Annotated in this window: 14 protein-coding genes; 7 read left to right on the top strand and 7 right to left on the bottom strand. The window is 75.4% G+C overall.

What is annotated here, in order from left to right; genetic code table 11:
- Positions 1-152 precede the first annotated feature (152 nt).
- Positions 153-3,326 (top strand): tetratricopeptide repeat protein, encoded by a 3,174-nt coding sequence (locus Sfr03f_RS16430; RefSeq protein WP_108954634.1) that lies wholly within the window; start codon positions 153-155, stop codon positions 3,324-3,326.
- Between the two features lie 82 nt (positions 3,327-3,408).
- Here the strand turns inward: Sfr03f_RS16430 and Sfr03f_RS16425 are convergent, their stop codons facing one another.
- Positions 3,409-4,362, bottom strand: coding sequence for an AEC family transporter (locus Sfr03f_RS16425; RefSeq protein ID WP_108954633.1), 954 nt, complete (start codon positions 4,360-4,362; stop codon positions 3,409-3,411).
- A 142-nt stretch (positions 4,363-4,504) separates the two neighbouring features.
- Positions 4,505-6,370, bottom strand: coding sequence for a phosphoenolpyruvate carboxykinase (GTP) (locus Sfr03f_RS16420; protein WP_108954632.1), 1,866 nt, complete (start codon positions 6,368-6,370; stop codon positions 4,505-4,507).
- 287 nt (positions 6,371-6,657) lie between these two features.
- Here Sfr03f_RS16420 and trhA point away from each other — a divergent pair, with 287 nt between their 5' ends.
- On the top strand, positions 6,658-7,338 hold the full coding sequence (gene trhA, locus Sfr03f_RS16415) for a PAQR family membrane homeostasis protein TrhA (RefSeq protein ID WP_108954631.1): 681 nt from the start codon (positions 6,658-6,660) through the stop codon (positions 7,336-7,338).
- Between the two features lie 238 nt (positions 7,339-7,576).
- Positions 7,577-8,302: a Mut7-C RNAse domain-containing protein gene (locus Sfr03f_RS16410; protein WP_176586660.1), complete on the top strand. Its 726-nt coding sequence runs from the start codon at positions 7,577-7,579 to the stop codon at positions 8,300-8,302.
- A 585-nt stretch (positions 8,303-8,887) separates the two neighbouring features.
- On the opposite strand, the gene Sfr03f_RS16405 is transcribed toward Sfr03f_RS16410, so the two are convergent.
- Positions 8,888-10,933: a thioredoxin domain-containing protein gene (locus tag Sfr03f_RS16405; protein WP_170145096.1), complete on the bottom strand. Its 2,046-nt coding sequence runs from the start codon at positions 10,931-10,933 to the stop codon at positions 8,888-8,890.
- Between the two features lie 215 nt (positions 10,934-11,148).
- Here Sfr03f_RS16405 and Sfr03f_RS16400 point away from each other — a divergent pair, with 215 nt between their 5' ends.
- Positions 11,149-12,924 carry an Ig-like domain repeat protein gene (locus tag Sfr03f_RS16400; RefSeq protein ID WP_159105656.1) on the top strand — a complete coding sequence of 592 codons (1,776 nt, stop codon included), beginning with the start codon at positions 11,149-11,151 and terminating at the stop codon, positions 12,922-12,924.
- Between the two features lie 99 nt (positions 12,925-13,023).
- Here Sfr03f_RS16400 and Sfr03f_RS16395 read toward each other — a convergent pair whose 3' ends face one another.
- Together Sfr03f_RS16395 and Sfr03f_RS16390 are read right to left on the bottom strand one after the other, a co-directional pair.
- Positions 13,024-13,452 carry an SCO4983 family protein gene (locus Sfr03f_RS16395; RefSeq protein ID WP_108954627.1) on the bottom strand — a complete coding sequence of 143 codons (429 nt, stop codon included), beginning with the start codon at positions 13,450-13,452 and terminating at the stop codon, positions 13,024-13,026.
- 123 nt (positions 13,453-13,575) lie between these two features.
- A complete protein-coding gene (locus Sfr03f_RS16390) occupies positions 13,576-14,787 on the bottom strand; it encodes a pyridoxal phosphate-dependent aminotransferase (RefSeq protein WP_108954626.1) in 1,212 nt (403 codons plus the stop codon).
- Positions 14,788-15,038: 251 nt separating this feature from the next.
- Here Sfr03f_RS16390 and Sfr03f_RS16385 point away from each other — a divergent pair, with 251 nt between their 5' ends.
- On the top strand, positions 15,039-15,920 hold the full coding sequence (locus Sfr03f_RS16385) for a hypothetical protein (RefSeq protein WP_108954625.1): 882 nt from the start codon (positions 15,039-15,041) through the stop codon (positions 15,918-15,920).
- 49 nt (positions 15,921-15,969) lie between these two features.
- On the opposite strand, the gene Sfr03f_RS16380 is transcribed toward Sfr03f_RS16385, so the two are convergent.
- Positions 15,970-17,607, bottom strand: a complete 1,638-nt coding sequence (locus tag Sfr03f_RS16380; protein WP_372514386.1) for an N-acyl-D-amino-acid deacylase family protein — start codon at positions 17,605-17,607, stop codon at positions 15,970-15,972.
- Positions 17,608-17,657: 50 nt separating this feature from the next.
- Positions 17,658-18,932, bottom strand: a complete 1,275-nt coding sequence (locus Sfr03f_RS16375; protein ID WP_108954623.1) for an amino acid deaminase — start codon at positions 18,930-18,932, stop codon at positions 17,658-17,660.
- 84 nt (positions 18,933-19,016) lie between these two features.
- Between Sfr03f_RS16375 and Sfr03f_RS16370 the strand changes: the two genes are divergently transcribed.
- Together Sfr03f_RS16370 and Sfr03f_RS16365 are read left to right on the top strand one after the other, a co-directional pair.
- Entirely contained in the window at positions 19,017-19,424 is a 408-nt protein-coding gene (locus tag Sfr03f_RS16370; protein WP_108955025.1) for a RidA family protein, read from the top strand.
- A 276-nt stretch (positions 19,425-19,700) separates the two neighbouring features.
- Positions 19,701-22,454 carry an ATP-binding protein gene (locus Sfr03f_RS16365; RefSeq protein WP_108954622.1) on the top strand — a complete coding sequence of 918 codons (2,754 nt, stop codon included), beginning with the start codon at positions 19,701-19,703 and terminating at the stop codon, positions 22,452-22,454.
- Positions 22,455-22,460 lie beyond the last annotated feature (6 nt).

Here is a 22,460-nt window from a genome sequence, read left to right as displayed (position 1 = left end):
CGGGAAGGGGCTGTTCGGGGGGAAGGGGCGGTTTCGGCCCCCCGGGGGGTGGGGGAGGAACACTGGGCGGCTTCGGGGGACGCACGGGGGCGGAACAGCACCCCTCCGGGCCGCCGCAGGCGCACGGCATCGCCACCGGAGGGGGACCGGACATGCGCGACCCGCACCGCCAGGACGCCGAGAACCTGCTCGACCGCACGGTCAAGGAGGAGGCGCGGCGCAGCGGCGCGGACCCCGCGGTCCTGCTCACCCGCGCCCGCGCCGCCCTGGACGTCATGGCCCGCGCCGCCGAGCCGGAGTACCAGGCCTACCTGCGGGCCCTGGACGCGGCCCGCAACGCGCACCCCACCTTCGCCCGGCGCTTCGCCCGCGAGGGCGGCGGCCCCACCACCCTCCTGGTGGCCGGGGTGGCCGCCGCCACCGCCACCGTCGCCGACCTCGCCCTCGGCACCGGCGGGGCGGTGGCCCTCGGCGCGGGGATCTCCGTCGGGCTGACCGCGACCGCGACCGCCGTTGTGCGGGTCACCGTCTCGCACGTGCCCGCCGCACACCACCACGCCGGTGCCGTGCTGCAGCCCGGAGGGCACGAGGCGCTGCGGCTGCAGTGGCTCACGGCGCTGGAATTGCGCGGCATCCGGCCCTGGCTGGAGCAGCAGCGCCGGCTCGCCGCCCCACCCAGGACGCCGACCGCGCCGCCCCGGCTGCGCGGCACCGACAAGGGTGCCGCCGCCCGCCGCCGCGCCGTGCTGGAACGCTCGTTCGAGCAGTTACCTCCGGCGGACGCCCCCTTCGCGGGCCGCCGCGAGGAACTGGCCGCCATCCGCCGCTGGGCCCGTGCCGCCCGCGCCGACGCCGACAGCCGCCCCACCGTGGTGGTGCTGCACGGCGCCCCCGGGTCCGGCCGCACCGCGCTGGCCGCCCGCGCCGCCCACGACCTGCGCGACGAGTACCGCGGCGCCTGCCTGGTCGACCTGCGCGGCGACTCCCCCTCCGACCCGCCGCTGCCCACCCGGCAGGCCCTGCTCCACCTGCTGAACCGCCTGGGCGCGCCCCGGGAGCAGCTCCTGTTCCGCGAGGGCTCCACCCCCGAGCAGCAGCTGACCCGCCTCACCGAGCTCTACCGCCGCCACCTGGCCGGACTGCCGGTGATCATCGTGCTGGACGACGCCTCGGACCCGGAGCAGGTGCGCGCCCTGCTCCCGGAACGCTCCGAGTGCCTGCTGCTGGTGACCTCCCGGACCCCGCTGGCCCTGCTGCGCGACATGCCCGCCCACTCCCACCAGCTGGCCGTGCAGCCGCTGCCCGTGGAGGCCTCACGGGAGGCCCTCGCCGCCTACACGCCGCCCGGCGCCGAACGCGTCCAGGACGACGAGGCCACCGAACGGGTGCACCGGCTGTGCGGCGGCCTGCCGCTCGCCCTGCGCGTCGCCGGCACCGCCCTCGGCGTCCGCGGCGCGGCCCGGCTCGCCGACGACCTGGGCGCGTACGGCCCGGTCAGCCCCGTCCAGCGCGCCCTGTGGCTGCGCTACTCCGACCAGTCCGAGCAGGCCCGCCGCCTGTTGCGCCGGCTCGCGCTGGCCGGCCGGGCCTCGCTCGGCGCGGCGGCCGCCGCCTCGCTGCTGGACACCGACGAGCGGGACGCCTGGCGGCACCTGGCCTCCCTGGCCCGCGCCGGCCTGGTCGAGCCGGTCCGCGGCACCCGCTGCCGGCTGCACGACGTGGTCCGGGCCTTCGCCCAGGAGCGGCTGCAGGAGGAGGAGACGCCGGCCGAGCGCACCGCCGCCCAGACCCGGCTGATCACCACCTACGCCGCTCTCGCCGACTCGGTGCTGCGGCTGATCGACGGCAACGTCTCCACCCGCACCGGCCTGTCCGCCCCGGCCGGCGCGGCCCCCCAGGGCTTCTCCTCCTTCAAGGAGGCGCTGCGCTGGCTGGACGACGAGTCCGCGTTCATCACCGCCGCGCTGCGCCACGCGGAGGGCGTGGACAGTTCGGCCGTGCACGCCCTGCTCGGCGCGCTCTGCGACTACTGCCTGCTGCGCGGCGACATGTACCGGCTGGGGGAGATCAACGAGCTGGCCCGTTCCGTCGACGAAGGGCTGATGCTCCGCTCGGTGACCTGGCGCACCGGCATCGCCGCCCGGCAGATCGGCGACCTCGACAAGGCGAGAAGCACGCTGTCGTCGCTGGTGGACGACTACCGGGCCTCCGAGCAGGAGGCCGAGGCGGCGCGGGCGATGGGCTCGCTCGGCATCACGCTCCACCACCAGGGCAACCTCCCGGAGGCCGCCGCCAAGCTGCGGGAGGCGGCCGGCCTGCAGGCCGCGCCGGAACTGTCCGCCGACCGGGCGTGGACCCTGCACGCGCTGGGCGCCGTGGAGCGCGACCGGGGGAACCTCGCCGAAGCACGGCAGCTGCTGCGGCAGTCGCTGGCGCTGCACCGGGCCGCCGAGGCGGTGCACGGCGAGGCGTGGGCGCGCTACCAGTTCGGACAGCTGGCGCTGCGCACCGGCGACGTGGAACGCGGACGCCAGGAGCTGCGCGCCGCGCTCGACGGGTACCGGCGCACCCGGGACACCCGCGGCCAGGCATGGACCCGCACCCAGCTGGAGCGCGCCCGGCTGGCGGACGGGGAGGCGGCCGCCGCCGTCGAGGGCCTGCGCAAGGCGGTCGCGCTGCACCGGGAGGTGGAGGACCTGCGGGGCGAGGCGTGGACGCTGCACTACCTGGGCCAGGCGCTGGAGGAGACCGGGGACCTCGACGAGGCGGGCCGCGAGCTGGAACGCTCCCGCGCGCTGTTCTCCCGGATGCGGGACGTGTACGGGCTCGGCTGGGCCCGGCACCACCTGGCCAGGGTGACCCGCGACCAGCGCGCCGCGCGGGCCGGGTCGCTGCGCAACTCCGGGTTCGCGCGGCAGCTGCTGATGGACGCCCGGGCCGACTTCCGGCGCGCCGGGGTGGTGCACGGGGAGGCCTGGAGCTGCGTGGAGCTCGCGGTGATCGACGCGGGCAACTCCCGCGAGGAGCGGGCGCTCGCCCTGTGCGACGAGGCGGTGGAGCTGGCGGCCGCCTGCGGCGACGTCCGGGCGGAGGGCTGGGCGCGGTTCCTGCGCTGCACGCTGCTGCCGTACGCCGTGGCGGACGGCGCCGCGGTGGCCCAGCGGGAGCTCGCCGAGCTCCTCCCCACGGTGAAGGACCCGCGGCTGGCCGACTGCGCGGCCACCTGGGAGCTCTACCTGCGCCGAGGGCTCCCGCCGGGCGAGGCGTGGGCGGCCTGGCGCCTGGGCCTCACCCCGACCCGCGCCGCCCGCGAGATCCTGGGCTGACGGCTGACGGCTGACGGCTGACGGCTGACGGCTGACGGCTGACGGCTGACGGGCGAACGTCCGCGCGGCGGAGCGCGGCTTCTCAGGAGACGCTCAGGGCCCAGTGCGCCCACAGGGGGAGCAGGAGCAGCGAGACGACCGAGGTCTTGACCACCAAGGACGCGGACAGGCCCACCCCGACGTCGTAGCGCTGGGCGAGGACGAACAGGTTCTGCGGCGCGGGCATGGCCGCGATCAGGACGAGTTGGCCGAGCCACGCGCCCCCGAGGCCGAACACGTGGCGGCACACCAGATGGACGAGGAGCGGGAGGGCGACGCACTTGGCGGCGACCAGCCACAGCTCCTCCCGGGTGGTGCCGCGCACCGTCAGGCCGACGCCGCCCAGATGGAGTCCGAGGGCGAACAACGCCACGGGCGAGGCGCTGCCGCCGACGAAGGCGAAACCGTCGAGGACGGCCTCCGGCACGGTCACCGGGAGGAGGTTGAACAGGATGCCGGCGTTGCAGGCGAGCACCACGGGGGTCGTCAGCGAGGCGGTGACCGCCGACCCCAGCCGCCGGGCCGGGCCGCCGGAGCGGTCCGGCCGCCCCAGCTCCATGACCGCGATGACCACCAGGGACAGCACGCAGACCTGGAGGAGCAGCACCGGGAAGACCGGCGCGGCGTCCCCGAACAGCATGATGAACACCGGCACGGCGAAATAGGCGGTGTTCACCTGGACCGCCGCCATGACGCGCAGAGCCACTCCGCGCGGATCGGTCACTCCGGACGCGCGGGCCGCCACGGCGACGAGCAGGGCCGCGGTCGCGGCGGCGGCCGCGTAGCCGCCGACGGCCCGTACGTCGAACAGCGCCCCGAGATCGCTGCGGTAGACGTCGCCGAACAGGAAGCAGGGCACGGCGAAGAGGAACGCGTAGTCCGCGAAGGCCTTGGAACTCTCGGCCGGCACCACCTTGCGCCGGGCGAGGACGACCCCGCCGCCGAACGCGAGCACCACCGGCAGCAGCTTCTCCAGAGCCGCGACGGCTCCCGTCACGCGGACCCCAAGGTGTCGGCCGGCGCCGGCGGCCGGCGCCGGCCAGGCGTGCGGAAGGCGAAATGCCGCGGCCGGCCAGGGCGACGTCGCGGTCAGGGCATACGTCGGGAGTGGCCGGCCGCGGGGTACGCGGGGAGCTGGGTCAGCCGAGGCGGCGGACCAGGGACTCGTACTGGTCCCACAGCTCCTTCGGCGTGTGGTCGCCGAAGGTGTCGAGGTGGTCGGGCACCAGGGCGGCCTCCTGCTTCCAGACGTCCTTGTCGACGCTCAGCAGCAGGTCGAGGTCCTCCTCCGGCATGTCCAGGCCCTCGGTGTCGAAGGAGGACTTCGCCGGCAGGATGCCGATGGGCGTCTCGACGCCCTCCGCCTTGCCGTCGAGCCGGTCGACGATCCACTTCAGCACCCGGCTGTTCTCGCCGAACCCGGGCCACACGAAGCGGCCGGAGTCGTCCTTGCGGAACCAGTTCACGTAGTAGATCTTCGGCAGCTTCGCCTGCCCGTCCTCGCCGGCGGCCTTGCCGACCTCGACCCAGTGGGCCATGTAGTCGCCCATGTTGTAGCCGCAGAACGGCAGCATGGCGAACGGGTCGCGGCGCAGCTCGCCGACCTTGCCCTCGGCGGCGGCCGTCTTCTCGCTGGCCACGTTGGCGCCGAGGAAGACGCCGTGGTTCCAGTCGAAGGACTCGGTGACCAGCGGCACCGCGCTGGCGCGGCGGCCGCCGAAGAGGATCGCGGAGATCGGGACGCCCTTCGGGTCCTCCCACTCGGGCGCGATGATCGGGCACTGCGCGGCCGGGACGGTGAACCGGGCGTTGGGGTGCGCGGCGGGCGTGCCGGACTCCGGGGTCCAGTCGTTGCCCTTCCAGTCCGTGAGGTGGGCCGGGGGCTCCTCGGTCATGCCCTCCCACCAGACGTCGCCGTCGTCGGTGAGCGCCACGTTGGTGAAGACCGCGTTGCCCCAGAGGGTCTTCATCGCGTTGGCGTTGGTGTGCTCGCCGGTGCCGGGGGCGACGCCGAAGAAGCCGGCCTCCGGGTTGATGGCGTACAGGCGGCCGTCCTCGCCGAAGCGCATCCAGGCGATGTCGTCGCCGATGGTCTCCACCGTCCAGCCGCGGACCGTGGGCTCCAGCATGGCGAGGTTGGTCTTGCCGCAGGCGCTCGGGAACGCGGCGGCGACGTACTTCGACTCGCCCTGCGGCGGCGTCAGCTTGAGGATCAGCATGTGCTCGGCGAGCCAGCCCTCGTCGCGCGCCATCACGGAGGCGATCCGCAGGGCGTAGCACTTCTTGCCGAGCAGCGCGTTGCCGCCGTAGCCCGAGCCGTAGGACCAGATCTCACGGCTCTCGGGGAAGTGCGAGATGTACTTCGTGGAGTTGCACGGCCACGGCACGTCCTGCTCGCCCGGCTCCAGCGGGGCGCCGAGGGTGTGGACGGCCTTCACGAAGAAGCCGTCGTCGCCCAGCTCGTCCAGGACCGGCCGGCCCATCCGGGTCATGGTGCGCATCGAGACGGCCACGTACGCCGAGTCGGTGATCTCCACGCCGATGGCGGAGAGCTCGGAGCCCAGCGGACCCATGCAGAAGGGGACGACGTACATCGTCCGGCCGCGCATCGAGCCGCGGAAGATGCCGCCCTGCCCGTCCGTGCCCCGGAAGACCTCGCGCATCTCGGCGGGGGCCTTCCAGTGGTTGGTGGGACCGGCGTCCTGCTCGCGCTCGGAGCAGATGAACGTGCGGTCCTCGACCCGGGCGACGTCGGTGGGGTCGGAGGCGGCGTAGTACGAGTTCGGGCGCTTGACCGGGTCCAGCCTCTTGAAGGTGCCCTTGCGGACGAGCTCCTCGCACAGCCGGTCGTACTCGGCCTCCGAGCCGTCGCACCAGACCACCCTGTCGGGCTGCGTCAGTTCGGCGATCTCGTCGACCCACGAGATCAGTTCACGGTGCTTGGTGGGGGGTTCTTCCGTCGCGTCGGTGGGGACGGTCGGGGGAGCCTCGATGTCGCGCGCCACGAATTGCTCCTAATCAGGGTTGCTGCGGGTGCTCTTGCCCGGGACGTGGGTGGTGCCCTTTTGGTGCGTTTCGACCGCCCCGGATGATTACGGGTGCTCATTCGCGGCGGATCTCACTCATATGATCTTCAAGGAAGGGTGCCCATCTGTCCAGGGGGGCGCACACCTGAGCGGCGTGAGCAACCTCACTGGTTGTGGTGTTTGGCAGCCGGGAAGGGCACACTTGCCTGGTCGCGGGCCTTTCGTGGCCTGGGTACTCACCTGTAACTTACGGTCCCGTAGGTACGATGATCGACATGACCGCACCCTCACTTCCGGAGCAGATCTCGCGGGAGATCAAGCCCCGGCTGCGCGGCTGGCTGCACCTGGGGATGTTCCCGGCAGCTCTGATCGCCGGACTCGTCCTGACCGCTCTCGCCGATTCCGCCCGGGGACGCGTCGCCTGCGGGGTCTACACCCTCACGGCATGTCTTCTCTTCGGGGTGAGCGCCCTCTACCACCGCGGTGACTGGTCCCCCCGAATGGACGGCGTACTGCGCCGACTGGACCACGCCAACATCTTCCTGATCATCGCCGGCACCTACACGCCGCTGACGATCCTGCTGCTGCCGGACGCCCAGGGCCGGTGGCTGCTGTGGGGCATCTGGGCCGCCGCGGTGGCGGGCATCCTCTTCCGGGTCTTCTGGGTCGGTGCGCCCCGCTGGCTCTACACGCCCTGCTACATCGCGATGGGCTGGGCCGCGGTCTTCTTCCTGCCGGACTTCCTGCGCGCCGGCGGGGTCGCCGTCCTGGTGTGCGTGGTGGTCGGCGGGGTGCTCTACAGCGTGGGCGGCGTGATCTACGCCCTGAAGAAGCCGAACCCGTCGCCGCGGTACTTCGGGTTCCACGAGGTCTTCCACGCGTTCACGCTGGCGGCGTTCATCGCCCACTACGTGGGCATCTCGCTGGTCGCCTACACGAAGGCGTGACGCCCCGGGGCGGGCAGGTGCGTCCGTGCGCCCGGGCGGAGCGGAAATTCTCTCCGGTCCGCCCGGGCGCACGTGTCATTCTGGCCGCATGGTCGGCAGTGCGAGCACAGGCGCGGGTACGGGTGCCACGGGCACGGGGGCGGGAACGGGCGCCGGGGGCGCCGGGGCGGGCAAGGATTCCGGGGCGGGTGCCGGGGCCGGGCCAGGCGCGGGGGCCGGTGCGGGCAAGGGCGCCGGGGTGGCGGGGATCCACGTGCGGGTGGCGCCCGAGCTGCGGCTCTTCGTGCGCGCGGGGGAGGCCACGGCCCGGGTCGACGGGGTGTCGACGCTGGGGCACGTCGTGGAGTCGCTGGGGGTGCCGCTGACCGAGGTCGGCGAGCTCCTCGTCGACGGCCGGACGGTGCCGGTCTCGCACGCCCCGACGGCCGGGGAGAGCGTGGAGGTCCGCCCGGTGCGGCCGCCGCAGCTCACCCCGGGGGCGCCGGAGGTGCCCCTGCGGTTCCTGCTCGACGTCCACCTGGGGACGCTGGCGCGGCGGCTGCGGCTGCTGGGCGTCGACGTCGCCTACGAGTCGACCGACATCGGCGACCCCGCCCTGGCCGCCCGGTCCGCCGCCGAGCGCCGCGTGCTGCTCAGCCGGGACCGGGGGCTGCTGCGGCGGCGGGAGATCTGGGCGGGCGCGTACGTCTACAGCACCCGGCCCGAGGAGCAGCTGGGCGAGGTCCTGCGCCGGTTCGACCCGCGGCTGCGGCCGTGGACCCGGTGCACGGCGTGCAACGGGGAGCTGCGGTCCGCCACCAAGGCGGACGTCGCGGACCGGCTGGAGGCGGGGACGTCGCGGTCCTACGAGGTGTTCGCCGAGTGCGGGGGGTGCGGGCGGGTGTACTGGAAGGGCGCGCACCACCAGCAGCTGGTCGACATCGTCGACCGCGCCGTCGCCGAGTACGGCCCCGGCACGTCCTGACCGCCCACCCGCACCACCGGGTGCGTCCTGCCCCCCCGCCCGCACCACCGGGTGCGTCCCGACCGCACGTGACCCGCCCCCGCGGGTCCGCCCGTCGCGGCCCCCCTTCGCGGGGGCCCGGGCCGCGGGCTCGCCCCCGCGCTCCAGGCCGGCCCGACGCCGCGACCCGGGTCCCGGCCGGCTCGACGTCAGGGGCCCAGGCCCCGGCCGGCCCCGACGCTGCAAGCTCTGGCCCGGCTTGCCCTGCCCCCGCAGGCCCAGGTCCCTGTCGGCTCGATGCCCGCCAGCTCTGGCCCCGCTCGCCCCGCCCCGCGGGTTCAGGCCCCGTTCGGCTCGTCGCCGCGGGCCCAGGCCCCGGCCAGCCCGGCGCCGCCAGCGCTGGCCCCGCTCGCCCCGCCCCCGCGGGTTCAGGCCCCGTTCAGCTCGACGCCGCGGGCCCAAGCCCCGTTCAGCTCGACGCCGCGGGCCCAGGCCCCGCTCGCCCCGCCCCCGCGGGCCCAGGCCCCCGTCGGCGCGCCCCCGCGGGCCCCGGCCCCGTTCGGCGCGTCGCCGCGGGCCCAGGGCCCCGGCCGGCCCCCCGGCGGCTCAGGCCTGCGGGGCGTTGAGCACCTGGGCGAGGTGGGAGGGGTCGGTGGTGGGTGCGTCGCAGGTGAAGTGGCGGCAGACGTACGCGGCGGGCGCCCCGCCCACCAGCGGCCGGTCCGCCAGCAGCGGGAACTCGTCGCCGCCCTCCGCGCCCACCGCCACCACCGCGCCCGGCGCCGTGCCGAGCAGCGCGGTCCGGTGCAGCGCGCGCGTCGCCTCGTCGTCCCGCGGGCCGACCAGGGCCACCTCGCGCGGCCCGTCGATGCCCGCCTCGGCCACCGCGAGCCCCCAGCCGATGAAGCGCGGGACCCGCCGGGACAGCAGCCGCACCACGCCCAGCGCCCGCTCCGCCGCCGTGCGGTGCTCGTCGGACCCGGTGTGCGCCGCGTAGGACAGCATCGCCCCGGCCGCGGCCGTCCACCCGGAGGGCGCCGCGTTGTCGGTGGGGTCCTGCGGGCGACGGAACAACCGCTCGGCGTCCGCCGCCGTGTCGTAGAGGGTCCCGCTCTCCTCGTCGGTGAACCGCTCCCGCACGTGCCCGAGCAGCAGCCCCGCGAAGTCCAGCCAGACGCCCTCCCCGGTGACCCCCGCCAGGGTGATCAGGCCCTCGGCGACGTCGCCGTAGTCCTCCAGGACACCCGCGTTGGCGCCCGCCCGGCCGTCCCGGCTGGTCCGGGCCAGCCCGGCGTGCTCGTCCATGTGGACCCGCACCAGCAGGTCCGCCGCGGCCACCGCCGCCTCCACCAGGTCCGGCCGGGCGAAGTACGCGCCGGTCTCCGCGAGCGCAGCGACCGCCAGCCCGTTCCACGCCGCGACCACCTTGTCGTCCCGGCCGGGAGCCGGCCGCCGGGAACGGGCCTCGGCCAGCCGGCGCCGGATCGAGGCGATCCGGTCGGCGTCGAAGACGCCCTCCTGCTGCGGCAGCCGCAGCACCGAGGCGCCCTCCTCGAAGGTGCCCTCCTCGGTCACCCCGAAGTGGCGGGCGGCCAGTTCGCCGTCCTCCTCGCCGAGCACCTCGGTCAGCTGCTCCGGCGTCCAGACGTAGTACGCGCCCTCCACGTGGCGGCCCGCGCCGTCGTCGCTGTCCGCGTCCAGCGCGGAGGCGAACCCGCCCTCGGCGGTGCGCAGTTCGCGCACCATGAAGTCGGCGGTCTCCAGCGCCACCCGGCGCGCCAGGTCCGACCCGGTGGCCCGCCACAGGTGGGCGTAGACCCGGCAGAGCAGTGCGTTGTCGTAGAGCATCTTCTCGAAGTGCGGCACGATCCAGTCCCGGTCCACCGAGTACCGGGCGAACCCGCCGCCGAGCTGGTCGTAGATGCCGCCGCGCGCCATCCGCTCGCAGGTGTCGGCGGCCATCTGCAGCGCGCCCTCCGAGCCGGTGCGCGCGTGGTGGCGCAGCAGGAACTCCAGCACCATGGACGGCGGGAACTTGGGCGCGCCTCCGAACCCGCCGCGCACCGCGTCGTATTCGCGGGTCAGCCCCAGCAGGGCCGCCGCCATGTCCTCCTCGCCGGGCGCGGAGTCCCCCGCGTCGCCGAACGGCATGACCCGCCCCGACAGGTCCTGGACGATCTTCCCGGCGACGTCGGTGACCTCGTCCCGCCGTTCCGCCCAGGCGGCGTGCACGCCCTGCAGCACCTGCAGGAAGCCGGGCTGGCCGTGACGCGGGGAGGGCGGGAAGTAGGTGCCGAAGTAGAACGGCTCGGCGTCGGGGGTGAGGAAGACGGTCATCGGCCAGCCGCCCTGCCCGGTGGCCGCCTGGACCGCCTCCATGTACACCGCGTCCACGTCCGGCCGCTCCTCGCGGTCGACCTTGACGGGCACGAAGTGCTCGTTGAGGTAGGCGGCGATCGTCTCGTCCTCGAAGCTCTCGTGCGCCATCACGTGGCACCAGTGGCAGCTGCTGTACCCGACGCTGAGCAGCAGCGGGACGTCCCGCCGGCGGGCCTCCTCGAAGGCGGCGGGTTCCCACTCCCACCAGTCGACCGGGTTGTCGGCGTGCTGGAGGAGGTAGGGGGACGTGGCCTGCGCGAGTCGGTTTGCCATGTCTCCATCCTCGCGCACGCCGTCCGGCGGCGGGTGGCGCGCAGGCGGGACATGCCCTTCGCACAGGGGCGGCATGCCCCGGCGCCCGTTACCCGGTGCCTGGTACACGGTTGTCACACAATTCCCTTGTGCCCGTTCCTGCCCTGGCGCTTCGATGTGTCCCGCGCGCGGCATCGCGTGATGCCGCGCCTCGACGACACCTGTGGGGGGCGCAGTTGAACGTTTACGGGGCACGAGGGGGCGGCAGGGTCAGGACGGCCCTGCTGGCCGTCGTGATGGCGGGGGCGGGCCTGACGGCCACGGCGGGACCGGCGGCGGCGGGGACCGCCCCGGAGGCGGGGACGGCGGGGACGGTGGTGAAGCTGCCCGTCTCCTCCTTCTCGCAGTTCGCCGTGGACGCGGCCAACCGGCGGGTGTGGATCGCCGACGAGAACACCGCCGACGGGGGCCGCGGCCCGGGGACGATCCTCGGCTACGACTTCGACGGCGTCCTGCGCGCCCAGCGGCAGACCGAGGGGCGGGTCTCCGGCATCGCGGCCGAGCCCGGCGGGGCGCGCGTCCTGGTCGGTCAGCGGGACGGCATCCAGGCCTTCGACGCGGAGCTGTCACCGCTCGGGGTCACCCCGGCCCCGGTCGACGACTGCGGGCGCGAGCTGTTCCACGCCGGCCACCTGCTCTTCTTCACCAGCCAGGAGGGCGCCTCGCCGCAGGACTGCGCCGAGGCGACGGCGATGCCCACCGTCCACGCCACGGCGGCCGACGGGACGGAGCCGCGGACCGTCATGTACCTGAGCGAGCGCGGCCATCTCGAGGCCGGTCCCACGGACATGCTGATGATCGTCCCGGAGCGCAGCGCGTCGAACGACGACCCGAACATCAACCTGTACCGGGTCGTCGAGGAGAACGAGTACGGCGGCGTGCTGGACTTCCTCGGGGAGACCTGGCTCAGCGAGGACGGCACGGGGCTCGGTGGTCTGGACTTCCGTGACGCCGCCTTCTCGCCGGACGGCTCCACCCTCGCGTTCGCCGACCCGGCCCGCGGCACCGCGCTGCTGACCCCGCCCGGCCTGTCCGCCAGGGAGAACCCGTACGCGCCGCTGCCCGAGGGCGCCGAGCCGACGGCCGTCGCCTACAGCGGTGACGGCACGTGGTTCGCGCGGGGCGCGGCGGCCTCCGGCGACGCCGCCGACCTGCTGCTGGGGCCGGCCGACCCGGCGGACACGCGCCCGCCCGTCGAGGTGGTCCTGGAGGGCGAGGGCGGCGACCGCGTGGTGCCGCGCGGCGTCGAGTTCGCGCCGGACGGCCGCTCGCTGTTCGTCGTGACGACCGACGCCGCGGGCACCGGGTACTGGCTCCACGTGATCCCCACGCCGGACGGCCTGTCCGCCTCCCGGTTCGCGGACGGCACGAGCCAGGAGCCGGCCCGGGCCACCGCAGGGGAGCGGGTGACGCTGCGCGGCCGCCTCGAGCTGGACGGACCCGCACCCGCCGACGCCCCGCGGATCGAGGTGGTGCGGGAGGACGCCGACGGCGCCCACGCCCTCGAGTCCGTCACGGCCGGCGCGGACGGCGCCTTCACGGTGAGCGACGTGCCCCAGCTGGTGGGCGAGGCCACCTACCGGTTCTCCTACGCGGGCGACGGCCTGCACAAGGCGGCCGAGGACGCGCGGGTCACCGTGCCCGTGGCCAAGGCGTCCGCCGCGCTGGAGCTCACCGCGCCGGCCGAGGCGACCCGCAAGGGGGGTGTGGAGATCACCGGCGCCCTGCGCGCCCGGGGGCTGCCGCTCGCCGCTCCCGCCACCCTGACGGTGACCGCCGCCGACCGCGACGGCGTCGTGCGGCTCGCGCCGGTGACGGCCGGGGCCGACGGGACGTTCACGGTCAGGCACGCGCCGCGCTCCAAGGGGGACGTGACGTACACGGTCACCTGGGCGGGCGACGCCCTGCACGAGGGCGCCGAGGCCTCGGCCACGGTGCGCGTGCGCCGCTGACCCGGCGGTGCCTTCCGCGGCGTCCCGCGTGGCGGGTCTCGTGGCGCCCGGTCCGCGCCGCTTCGTGGCAGGCGCGGACCGGGGCCGCTCGGGGGAGCCTCAGCAGGGGCTGAGGGGGCGCGCGGCGGCCTCGGCGTGGGCCTCCATGCGCTGGGCGGCGAGGATGGCCGCCCGGGTGTCGGCCCGGGACGCGGCGACGACCAGCGCCCGGCCGGCGAGGTCGTACGCCCGGCGGTGCAGCGCCGTGACCTGGGCCCGGTGTCCGTCCTGCGCCGACGGGCCGGGGAACGCCGCGCGGGCCGGGGCGGAGCCGCCGCGCAGCCGGGCCACCTGCTGGGCCAGCTGTTCGGCCGCCTCGTCCAGGCCGGCGCACGGCGCCAGGGCCCGGAGCTCGTCGGTCACCGCGAGCAGCGCGCCCAGGTGGCCGGCCAGCTGGAACTCCAGCTCCGCCTCACGGGACCTGCGGGGGACGTCCGCGCCGGCGCCGGCCATGGTGTGGACCGACTTGCTGCGGATCGGTTCGTACATGGGAGGGCCTCCTGCGCTTCGACAGGAAGCCATCCTACATTGGAACCAGTCTAAAGTTGTGTCGAGTCGCGGCTCGGTGCGGCGTGCCGGACACGGCGGCGGGCCGCGTCCGCGGCCGCTCGCTCAGTTCTGGCGGTAGGTCTCCAGGAACCGTCCGATGCGGCCGATCGCGTCCCGCAGGTCGGTGACCGAGGGCAGCGTGACGATCCGGAAGTGGTCCGTGTCGGGCCAGTTGAAGCCGGTGCCCTGCACGACCATGATCTTTTCGCGGCGCAGCAGGTCCAGCACCATCCGCCGGTCGTCCTTGATCGGGTAGACCTTCGGGTCCAGTCGCGGGAAGAGGTAGAGCGCGCCCTTCGGCTTGACGCAGCTCACGCCCGGGATCCGCGTCAGCAGCTCGTGGGCGACGTCCCGCTGCTCGCGCAGCCGGCCGCCCGGGAGCACCAGGTCCTGGATCGACTGCCGGCCGCTGAGCGCGGCGACCACGCCGTGCTGTCCGGGCATGTTGGCGCACAGACGCATGTTGGCGAGGATGTTCAGGCCCTCGATGTAGGAGTCCGCGTGCGCCTTGGGGCCGGAGATCGACATCCAGCCCACCCGGTAGCCCGCCACCCGGTACGACTTCGACATGCCGTTGAAGGTGAGGGTCAGCAGGTCCGGGGCGATCGCCGCCGTGGGGGTGTGGGTGGCGTCCTCGTAGAGGATCTTGTCGTAGATCTCGTCCGAGCAGACCAGCAGGTTGTGGCGGCGGGCGATGTCCGTCAGCCCGCGCAGCAGGTCGTCGCTGTAGACGGCGCCCGTCGGGTTGTTCGGGTTGATGATCACGATCGCCTTGGTGCGGTCGGTGATCTTGGCCTCGATGTCGGCCAGGTCCGGCATCCAGTCGGCCTGCTCGTCGCAGACGTAGTGGACCGGGGTGCCGCCGGAGAGGGCCACGGCCGCCGTCCACAGCGGGTAGTCCGGGGCGGGGACCAGCACCTCGTCGCCGTTGTCCAGCAGCCCCTGCATGGCCATCACGATCAGCTCGGACACGCCGTTGCCGACGAAGACGTGCTCGACGTCCGTCTCGATGCCCAGGGTCTGGTTGTGCATCACCACCGCGCGACGGGCGGCCAGCAGGCCCTTGGCGTCGCCGTACCCGTGCGCCGAGCCGACGTTGCGCAGTATGTCCTCGAGGATCTCCGGCGGGCACTCGAACCCGAAGGCGGCCGGGTTGCCGGTGTTCAGCTTGAGGATGCGGTGACCGGCAGCCTCCAGCCGGGTCGCCTCCTCGAGCACCGGGCCCCGGATCTCGTAACAGACGTTGGCGAGCTTGGACGACTGGATCACCTGCATGACGTGAGCCTACGGGGATACGCCCCGGGTCGCCTCGTGTTCTCCGACACGTCCGGACGCCCGGCGCGGGGGAGCGGGATGGGGCGGTTCGTCACCGTTCGCGGTGTGCGGAGGCCCGTTCGGCGGCGCGCGCGGGCGGGGCCGGGGGACTCCGGGTGTGTCCTGCGCCACGCCTGTCCCTACACTTCGCACCCATGTCCCTCACCCCTGAACACGGGCCGGGCGCACACGGTGCCCAGGAGCCGCCGGCGATGCCTCCGACCGAGGTACCCGCCCCCTCCGGGTGGCCCGCCGCGGGCGACCCGGAGGCCACCCGTGAGCTGCCGCCGGTGCGGGGCGGCCGCCCGGACGGGGAGCACGACGGGGCCACGCGTGAGCTTCCGGTGACGCCCGGCGGTCCCGCCTCGTACGGGTACCCGCCCGCGGGGTACGCCGGTGCGGGCACCGGGAGCGGGGCGGACGCGTACCCGGGCCCCGGCGTGTACGGCGACACCGCCGCGTACGGCGGGGCCTCCGCCGCCGGCTTCGACGACTTCGCGTCCTACGGCGCCCACCGCCCCGCCGCCGAACGGAGCGGCCACGGCGGACAGGCCGGGCAGGCCGGTCACGGCGGGCAGGCCGGGCGGACGGGGGCGGTGCCGGCGGGCCGGGCCGCGGCGCGGGAGGCCGCCCGGGCCGCGGAGCGGGAGGGGGCGCGCAGCCGCCGCGTCCGCAGCCGCCAGATGCTGCTGGCCGGCGGCGCGGGCGTGGTCGGGCTCGGGGCGCTGACGGTGCTGGGGTTCGCGCTGACCTCCGGTTCCGAGGAGCCGGTCCGCGGCGGCAACGGCCCCAACGCGCCGGGGTTCTCGGTGGGCGACATGGCCGACCCCGGGTCGTTGCCGTCCGTGGAGGAGTCGAAGGCGCCCGCCGCGGCCGTGGCCACGGCCACCGCTCCGGCCGCGCCCGGCGCCGCGCCGTCGAGAACGGCGGCCGCGGCCCCCTCGGCCACCCGGACGGCGTCGCCCACGCCGACCGGGGAGCCGGAGAAGGAGGAGAGCCCGACCGCCTCGCCCACGGTGGGGTGGCCGGAGGACGACGACGGCAACGGCGGCCGCGGCAACGGCTGGGGCAACGGCACCCGCCGCCCCCGCTAGCGCGCCCCGCCGGGTCACGCGCGGCGCCCGCCCCGCCCGCCCCGCCGCGTCAGCCGCGCGGGCGGCCCGGCCGCACCGAACGCCCCGCCAGGACGTCCGTGCGGCGGCCGTCGTCGATCGCGAGGCGGCCGTCCACCAGGACATAGGGGATGCCGGCCGGCGGTGTCCGGGGCGCCGCGAAGGTGGCGCCCTCGGCGACGGTCGCCGGGTCGAAGAGGACCAGGTCGGCCCGGTGGCCCTCGCGGACCAGGCCCCGGTCCGGCAGGCCCAGCCGCGCGGCCGGCCGCCCCGTCAGGTGCGCGACGCACTCCTCCAGCGTCAGCACGCCCAGCTCCCGCACGTACGTGCCGAGGTAACGGGGGAAGGTGCCGTAGGCCCGGGGGTGCGGCTTGGTGCCGTGCAGGATGCCGTCGGAACCCCCGGTGTGCGCCCGGTGCAGCATCAGCGCCCGGACGTTCTCCTCGTGGCCGACGTGCTGGAGGACGGACGTGCCGAGCCGGTCCGCCAGCAGCAGGCGGCGGGCCTCCTCCCAGGGGGAGGACCCCGAACCGGCCGCCAGCTCGGCGACCGTCCGCCCCACCCGCCCGGTGAGCGCGGGGTCGACCACCCCGGAGATCTCCACCGTGTCCCACTCCACCGGCACGCCGTGGCAGCCGTCCGAGCCGGACACCTCCAGGTCGTGCCGGATCCGCTCCGCGGCCGCGTCGTCCCGCAGCCGCTCCAGGGTGGCGGCGGGACCGCCCTCGCTCGCCCAGCCGGGCAGCAGCGCGGCCAGCGTGGTGGCGCCAGGGGTGTAGGGGTAGGTGTCCAGCGTCAGGTCGCAGCCGGCGTCCAGCGCCTCGTCCAGCAGGGTCTCCAGCTCGCCCGAACGCCCCTTGTTCTCCGCGAAGTTGAGCGTCGCGTGGGCCAGGTGCAGCGCGCAGCCCGCCTCCCGGGCGACACCGATCACCTCCTGGTAGGCCGCCAGGGCCCCGGCCCCGTACGAGCGGTGGTGCGGGCACCAGTAACCGCCCGCCCGGGCGACCACGCGGCACAGCTCGGTCAGCTCGCCGGGGCCGGCGTACATGCCGGGCGGGTAGGTGAGCCCGGACGACATGCCCACCGCCCCCTCGCGGAGCCCGGCCGCCACCAGCTCGCGCATCCGCTCCAGCTCCGCCTCCGTCGGCGGGCGGTTCTCCCAGCCCATCGCCAGCATCCGGACGCTTCCCTGCGGCACCAGGTACGCGGCGTTCACCGCGATGCCCTCGCCGTCGACGCCCCGGTCCAGCCGGTCCAGGTACTCGCCCACCGACCGCCAGTCGAAGTCGACGTCCTCGCCCGGACCGTTCCAGCCGGCCACCGCCTGCCGCACCTCGGCCAGCGTGCGGTCGTCGACGGGCGCGTAGGAGAGCCCGTCCTGGCCCACGACCTCCAGGGTGACGCCCTGCGCGAGCTTCGCCGAGTGGTCCGGGTCGGTGAGCAGCGCCAGGTCGCTGTGCGAGTGCATGTCCACGAACCCGGGCGCCAGGGCCAGGCCCTCCGCGTCCAGCATCCGCGTGCCGACGGGGCGCTGGCACCCGGCCGCGGCCGCCTCACGGACGATCTGCACGATGCGGCCGTCCTTGACCGCCACGTCGGCCCGGTAGGACGGGCCCCCGGTGCCGTCCACCACCTCGGCGTCCTGAACGACCAGATCGGCCAGATGCACGGCGGTCCCCACTTCACCGGGCGGACGGCCGCGGGGCCGTCCGCCGTCCGTCAGAAGAACGTACGGATGTAGTCCACCACCGTGCCGTCCGCCTCGACCAGAGGGATCAGCTGCCATTTGTCGAAGACGGTGCACGGGTGCGACAGCCCCATGCCCACCCAGTCGCCGACCTCCAGGTCCGCGCCGGGCCCGGTCTCCAGCCAGGCGTGCTGGTCGGACAGCCTGGTGACGGCGATCTGCTCGGCCGGACGCTCGGCGTCGCCGCGGCGCACCACCTGCGCCTCCGGCATGCCCAGGTCGTACGCGGCGTCCCGCTTGCCCGCGTTGAGGAACGCCTGCTCGCCGGTGGGACGGGAGACCACCTGCGCCCACAGCCGGAACGCCGGCTCCAGCGCGCCCTCCTCGGGGACGCGGACGAACGGCGTGATCGACCGGTAGTGGCCGTCGTCGTGCGAGACGTACGCTCCCGAGCGCAGCAGCTTCAGCGCGGGCCGGCTGAGCCCCGGCAGCCGGGCGAAGACCTCGGCGACCGTGTCGAACCAGGCGCTGCCGCCCGCGCTGACCACGATCTCCTCCAGGCCGGTGCCGGTGAACAGCCCCGCCCCGTCCAGCCTCGCCGCCAGCTCCACCAGCCGCACCAGCCAGGCCCGCACCCGCTCCTCGGTGGCGTCCGGGACCTCACCCTCGTAGCCCGCCACGCCCGCCAGCCGCAGCGACGGCGCCGCGGCCACCGCCTCGGCGACGGCCAGGCAGTCGGCCTCGGTCCGCGCCCCGGTCCGCGCGCCGTCCCCGGCGGCCAGCTCCACCACCACGTCCACCGGCCGCCCGCCCGCCTCCCGCAGGGCCGCGTCCATCAGTTCGACGCCGCGCACCGAGTCGGCGTAGCAGATGAAGCGGAACGCCGGGTCGGCGGTCAGCTCGGCGGCGACCCACCGCAGCGCGGCCGGGTCGACCAGCTCGTTGGCCAGGAAGACCCGCCGCACCCCGAAGGCCCGCGCCACCCGCACCTGGTGCGGCACGGCCAGCGTGATGCCCCACGCGCCGTGTTCCAGCTGCTCCCGGAACAGCCGCGGGGCCATCGTCGTCTTGCCGTGCGGGGCGAACGCCAGGCCGTGGCGCTCGGTGTACGACTCCATGAGCCGCAGGTTGTGGCGCAGGCGCTCCGCGGAGAGGGTCAGCACGGGGGTGGTGAACCCGCCGGTGAACAGGTTCCGCCGCTGCGCCGCCAGTTCGCCCACGGTCAGACCGTCCGCGTCGAGCGGCAGACCCTTGAACCGGTGGTCGATCCGCTCCCCGGAAAGACGGGTGACGGCATCCGCGGACATTCGGGCCTCCTGTGCGCTGCGGGATCCGGGCTGTTTCACTTTCCCATGATCGGGACCCCGTCCACGAGCATCCGGAGGATGACCATGACCGAGAAGACCGCACTGACTCCCAGTACCCACACCGCCCCGCCCGCGGCTTTCTCGCACGGGCTGCGCAAGGGGAACATCCTCCAGGTCGCCGGACAGGTCGGCTTCCTGCCCGCCGAGGAGGGCAGGCCGCCCACGCCGGCCGGCCCGACGCTGCGCGAGCAGACCCTGCAGACCCTCGCCAACGTCGAGGCGGTGCTGAAGGAGGGCGGTTCCGGCTGGGACGACGTGATGATGCTGCGCGTCTACCTCACCGACGTGGACCACTTCGCGGAGATGAACCAGATCTGGAACGACTACTTCGGCGAGCGGCTCACCCAGCCCCCGGCCTGCCGCACCACCGTCTACGTGGGCCTGCCGCCCGACCTGCTGATCGAGATCGACGCGCTGGCCGTCCTGGACTGACGCCGGCTCGGGCCGGTCTCCGCCGGGCCGCGCCGACGCGGCCCGGCGGAGACGACTTCTCCGCGAGGGAGGCCCACATGATGGCCCCCATGTTCCCCAGGACCTCCCCGCGAAGAAGCACCGGCGCCCGACGGTCCCCCGATCACCGGCGAGCGCGGCGAAGGCCATCCTGACTCCTCGTCATGTTGACCACGCGTGCCCAGGCGTCACTGGACAATTACTGGACAACGTGAGATCAAAGCGAACATCGCCGAGTGGCCGGGGGGCGCACAGGACATGGGACGCCGGGAGAAGCCGATCGAGCCCGGGCAGGGGAAGGCCGCCGAGTTCGCGGCCGACCTCCGCATGCTCCGGCGGCGCACCGGCAACGTGCCGTACCGCGAACTCGCCTCCCGGGTGCCCTACTCGGCGTCCAGCCTCTCCGCCGCCGCCTCCGGGCACCGGCTGCCCGCCTGGCCCGTGGTCGCCGCCTACCTGGAGGCCTGCGGGGTCACCGGCACCGGCGAGTGGCACCGGCGCTGGCGGCAGGCGGCGGGACTGGCGCCCGAGGCGGAGCCGGCCTCCCGCACGCCGTCCGGGCCGCCGCCCCGCCGGGCCGCCGCCCCCTCCTTCCCGTTCACGGGCTCCGCGACGGCCTCCGCACGGGGCCCGGACCCGGCGGACGAGGACGGCCCGGGCGCCGCCGCCGAGGGGATTCCGCACGCGCCGCGCGGCGTGCCCGACCCGCCCACCCGCTTCGTCGGCCGCGACCACGAGGTCGAGGAGGTGTGCCGGCTGCTCGCCGAGCACCGGCTGCTCACCCTCACCGGCGTCGGGGGCGTCGGCAAGACCCGCCTCGCCCAGCGCGCGGCCCGCACCGCCGGACTGCTGCTGCGCGACGGCGCCTGCTGGGTGGAACTCGCCGAGGTCGGCAGCCCCGACGTCCTGCCCTACGCCGTCGTCGAGGGACTCGGCCTGGCGCCGGTGCCCCCGCACACCACGCCGACGGCCCACCTGGCCGACGCCCTGCACGGCCGCGAGATCCTGCTGGTGCTCGACAACTGCGAGCACCTGGCCGCCGCCTGCGCCCGGCTCGCCCACCTGCTGCTGGCCTCCACCACCGGAGTCCGCCTGCTCGCCACCAGCCGCCTGCCGCTGGGCCCGGCCGCCGAACGGCTCTACGTCGTCCCGCCGCTCCCCGAGGACGCCTCGCTCGCCTTACTCACCGACCGCGCCGCCCTGCTGGCCGACGCCACCTGGTCGCCGGACGACGTGGAGCACGCCCGCGCCGTCATCCGCCGCCTCGACGGGCTTCCGCTGGCCATCGAGTTCGCGGCCCGGCGGCTCCGCGCCCTCTCCCCGGGACAGCTCCTCGACCGGCTCGACGAACGCCTGCCGCTGCTCAGCAAGGGCGACCCGGTGGCACCCGAACGGCACCGCTCGCTGCGCGCCATGCTGGACTGGAGCCACCAGCTGTGCACCCCCGCCGAACAGCGGCTGTGGGCGCGCCTGTCGGTCTTCGTCGGCTCGATATCGCTGGAGGCGGCGCACGCCGTGTGGGAGGCCCCCGGCGCGGGCGAGGCCCCCGGCTCCGGTGAGGGTCCCGGCCCTGATGGGGCCCTCGGTGCCGACGGGGTTCCTGGCCCTGGTGTGGTTCTCGGTGCCGGTGAGGCTCCCGGCCCCGGTGTGGCCCTCGGTGCCGGTGAGGGTCCCGGCTCTGGTGTGGCCCTCGGTGCCGGCGGGGCTCGCGGCCCTGGTGTGGCTCCCCACTCCGGTGTGGCGACCGGCTCGGGTGTGGCGACCGGCCCCGGCGAGGGCGCGGGCCCGGAGGAGCTGCTCGACGCCGTCGACGGTCTGATCGACCACTCCCTGCTGCTCACCGAGCCCGGTGACGGCGCCGGCCGCCGCTACACCATGCTGGAGACGGTCCGCGAGTACGGCCGCGACCGGCTGGCCCGCGGCGGGGACCTTGACGACGCCCGCACCCGGCACCTGCTGTGGTTCCGCGACACGGTGCGCGACGCCTACGGACGGTGGGCGGGCCCCGGCCAGGCCGGGCGGCTGCGCGAGCTGGGACGCGAGCTGCCCAACCTCCGCCAGGCCCTGGAGTACGGGGTGCGGGAGGACGCGGAGCCGGCGCAGGCGCGCGCCGCCCTGGACATCGCCCACGGCCTGGTCTGGTACTGGACCGCCACCGGCGCCGCCGAACAGGGCGTCGGGTGGCTGCGCCGCGCCCTGGCCGCCACCGCCCCCGCGGACGGTGACCCGGCGGTGCGGGCCGCCCGGACCCGGGCCATGTGGGCCTGCGCCTTCCTGGCCGTCTTCCCCGCCGACCTGGAGGCCGCCGCCGGCCAGGCCGCGGAGGCCGCCGCGCGGGCCCGGGCCGACGGCGACCAGGCGTCGGTGGGATGGGCCACCACGGTCACCGCCCTCGCCACGCTCACCGGCGGCGGCGTCGAGGAGAGCCTGGACGCCTTCCGCGCGGCGGTGGCCGACCTGCGGGCCGCCGGCGACCGCTACGGCGAGCAGAACGCGCTCAGCATCCTGGCCAGCGCCCTGTGCTCGACCGGCCGCCTCGAGGAGGCGGTGCGGTGCCTGGAGCGCGGCTTCGACCTCTCCCGGGAGCAGGACGAGCGCTGGCACCGTCCCTACCTGCACTGGGTGCGGGCGAAGACCCGGATCGTCGAACGGCGCCTCACCGGGTCCGACGGCGCGCTGGCGCACGTCCTCGACATCCTCGAGCCGCAGCGGGACTTCGCCGACCCGCGCGCCCTCGCGCTGGGCCACGACACGCTGGCCCACTGCGCCTGGCTGCTCGGCCGCCACCGCGAGGCCGCCCGCCTGCTCGGCGCCTCCGAGGCCCGCTGGCCCGTCGAGGAGACGCGCATCGCGGCCTACCGGGTCGCGGCCCTGGACACCGCGCGGTGCCTGCGGGAGCTGCGCGCCGCGCTGGGGGAGGACGCGTACCGCGCGGCCAGGGCCGAAGGCGCCGCGCTGCCGGCCGAGGAGGCGCGGGAATGGGCCATCCGTTTCGCCTCGGATGCCATGTAAGTCCCC

The sequence above is a fragment of the Streptomyces fragilis genome (genome assembly GCF_003112515.1).
Taxonomy (GTDB): domain Bacteria; phylum Actinomycetota; class Actinomycetes; order Streptomycetales; family Streptomycetaceae; genus Streptomyces; species Streptomyces fragilis.
This window is presented reverse-complemented; position numbering and strand designations above follow the sequence as displayed.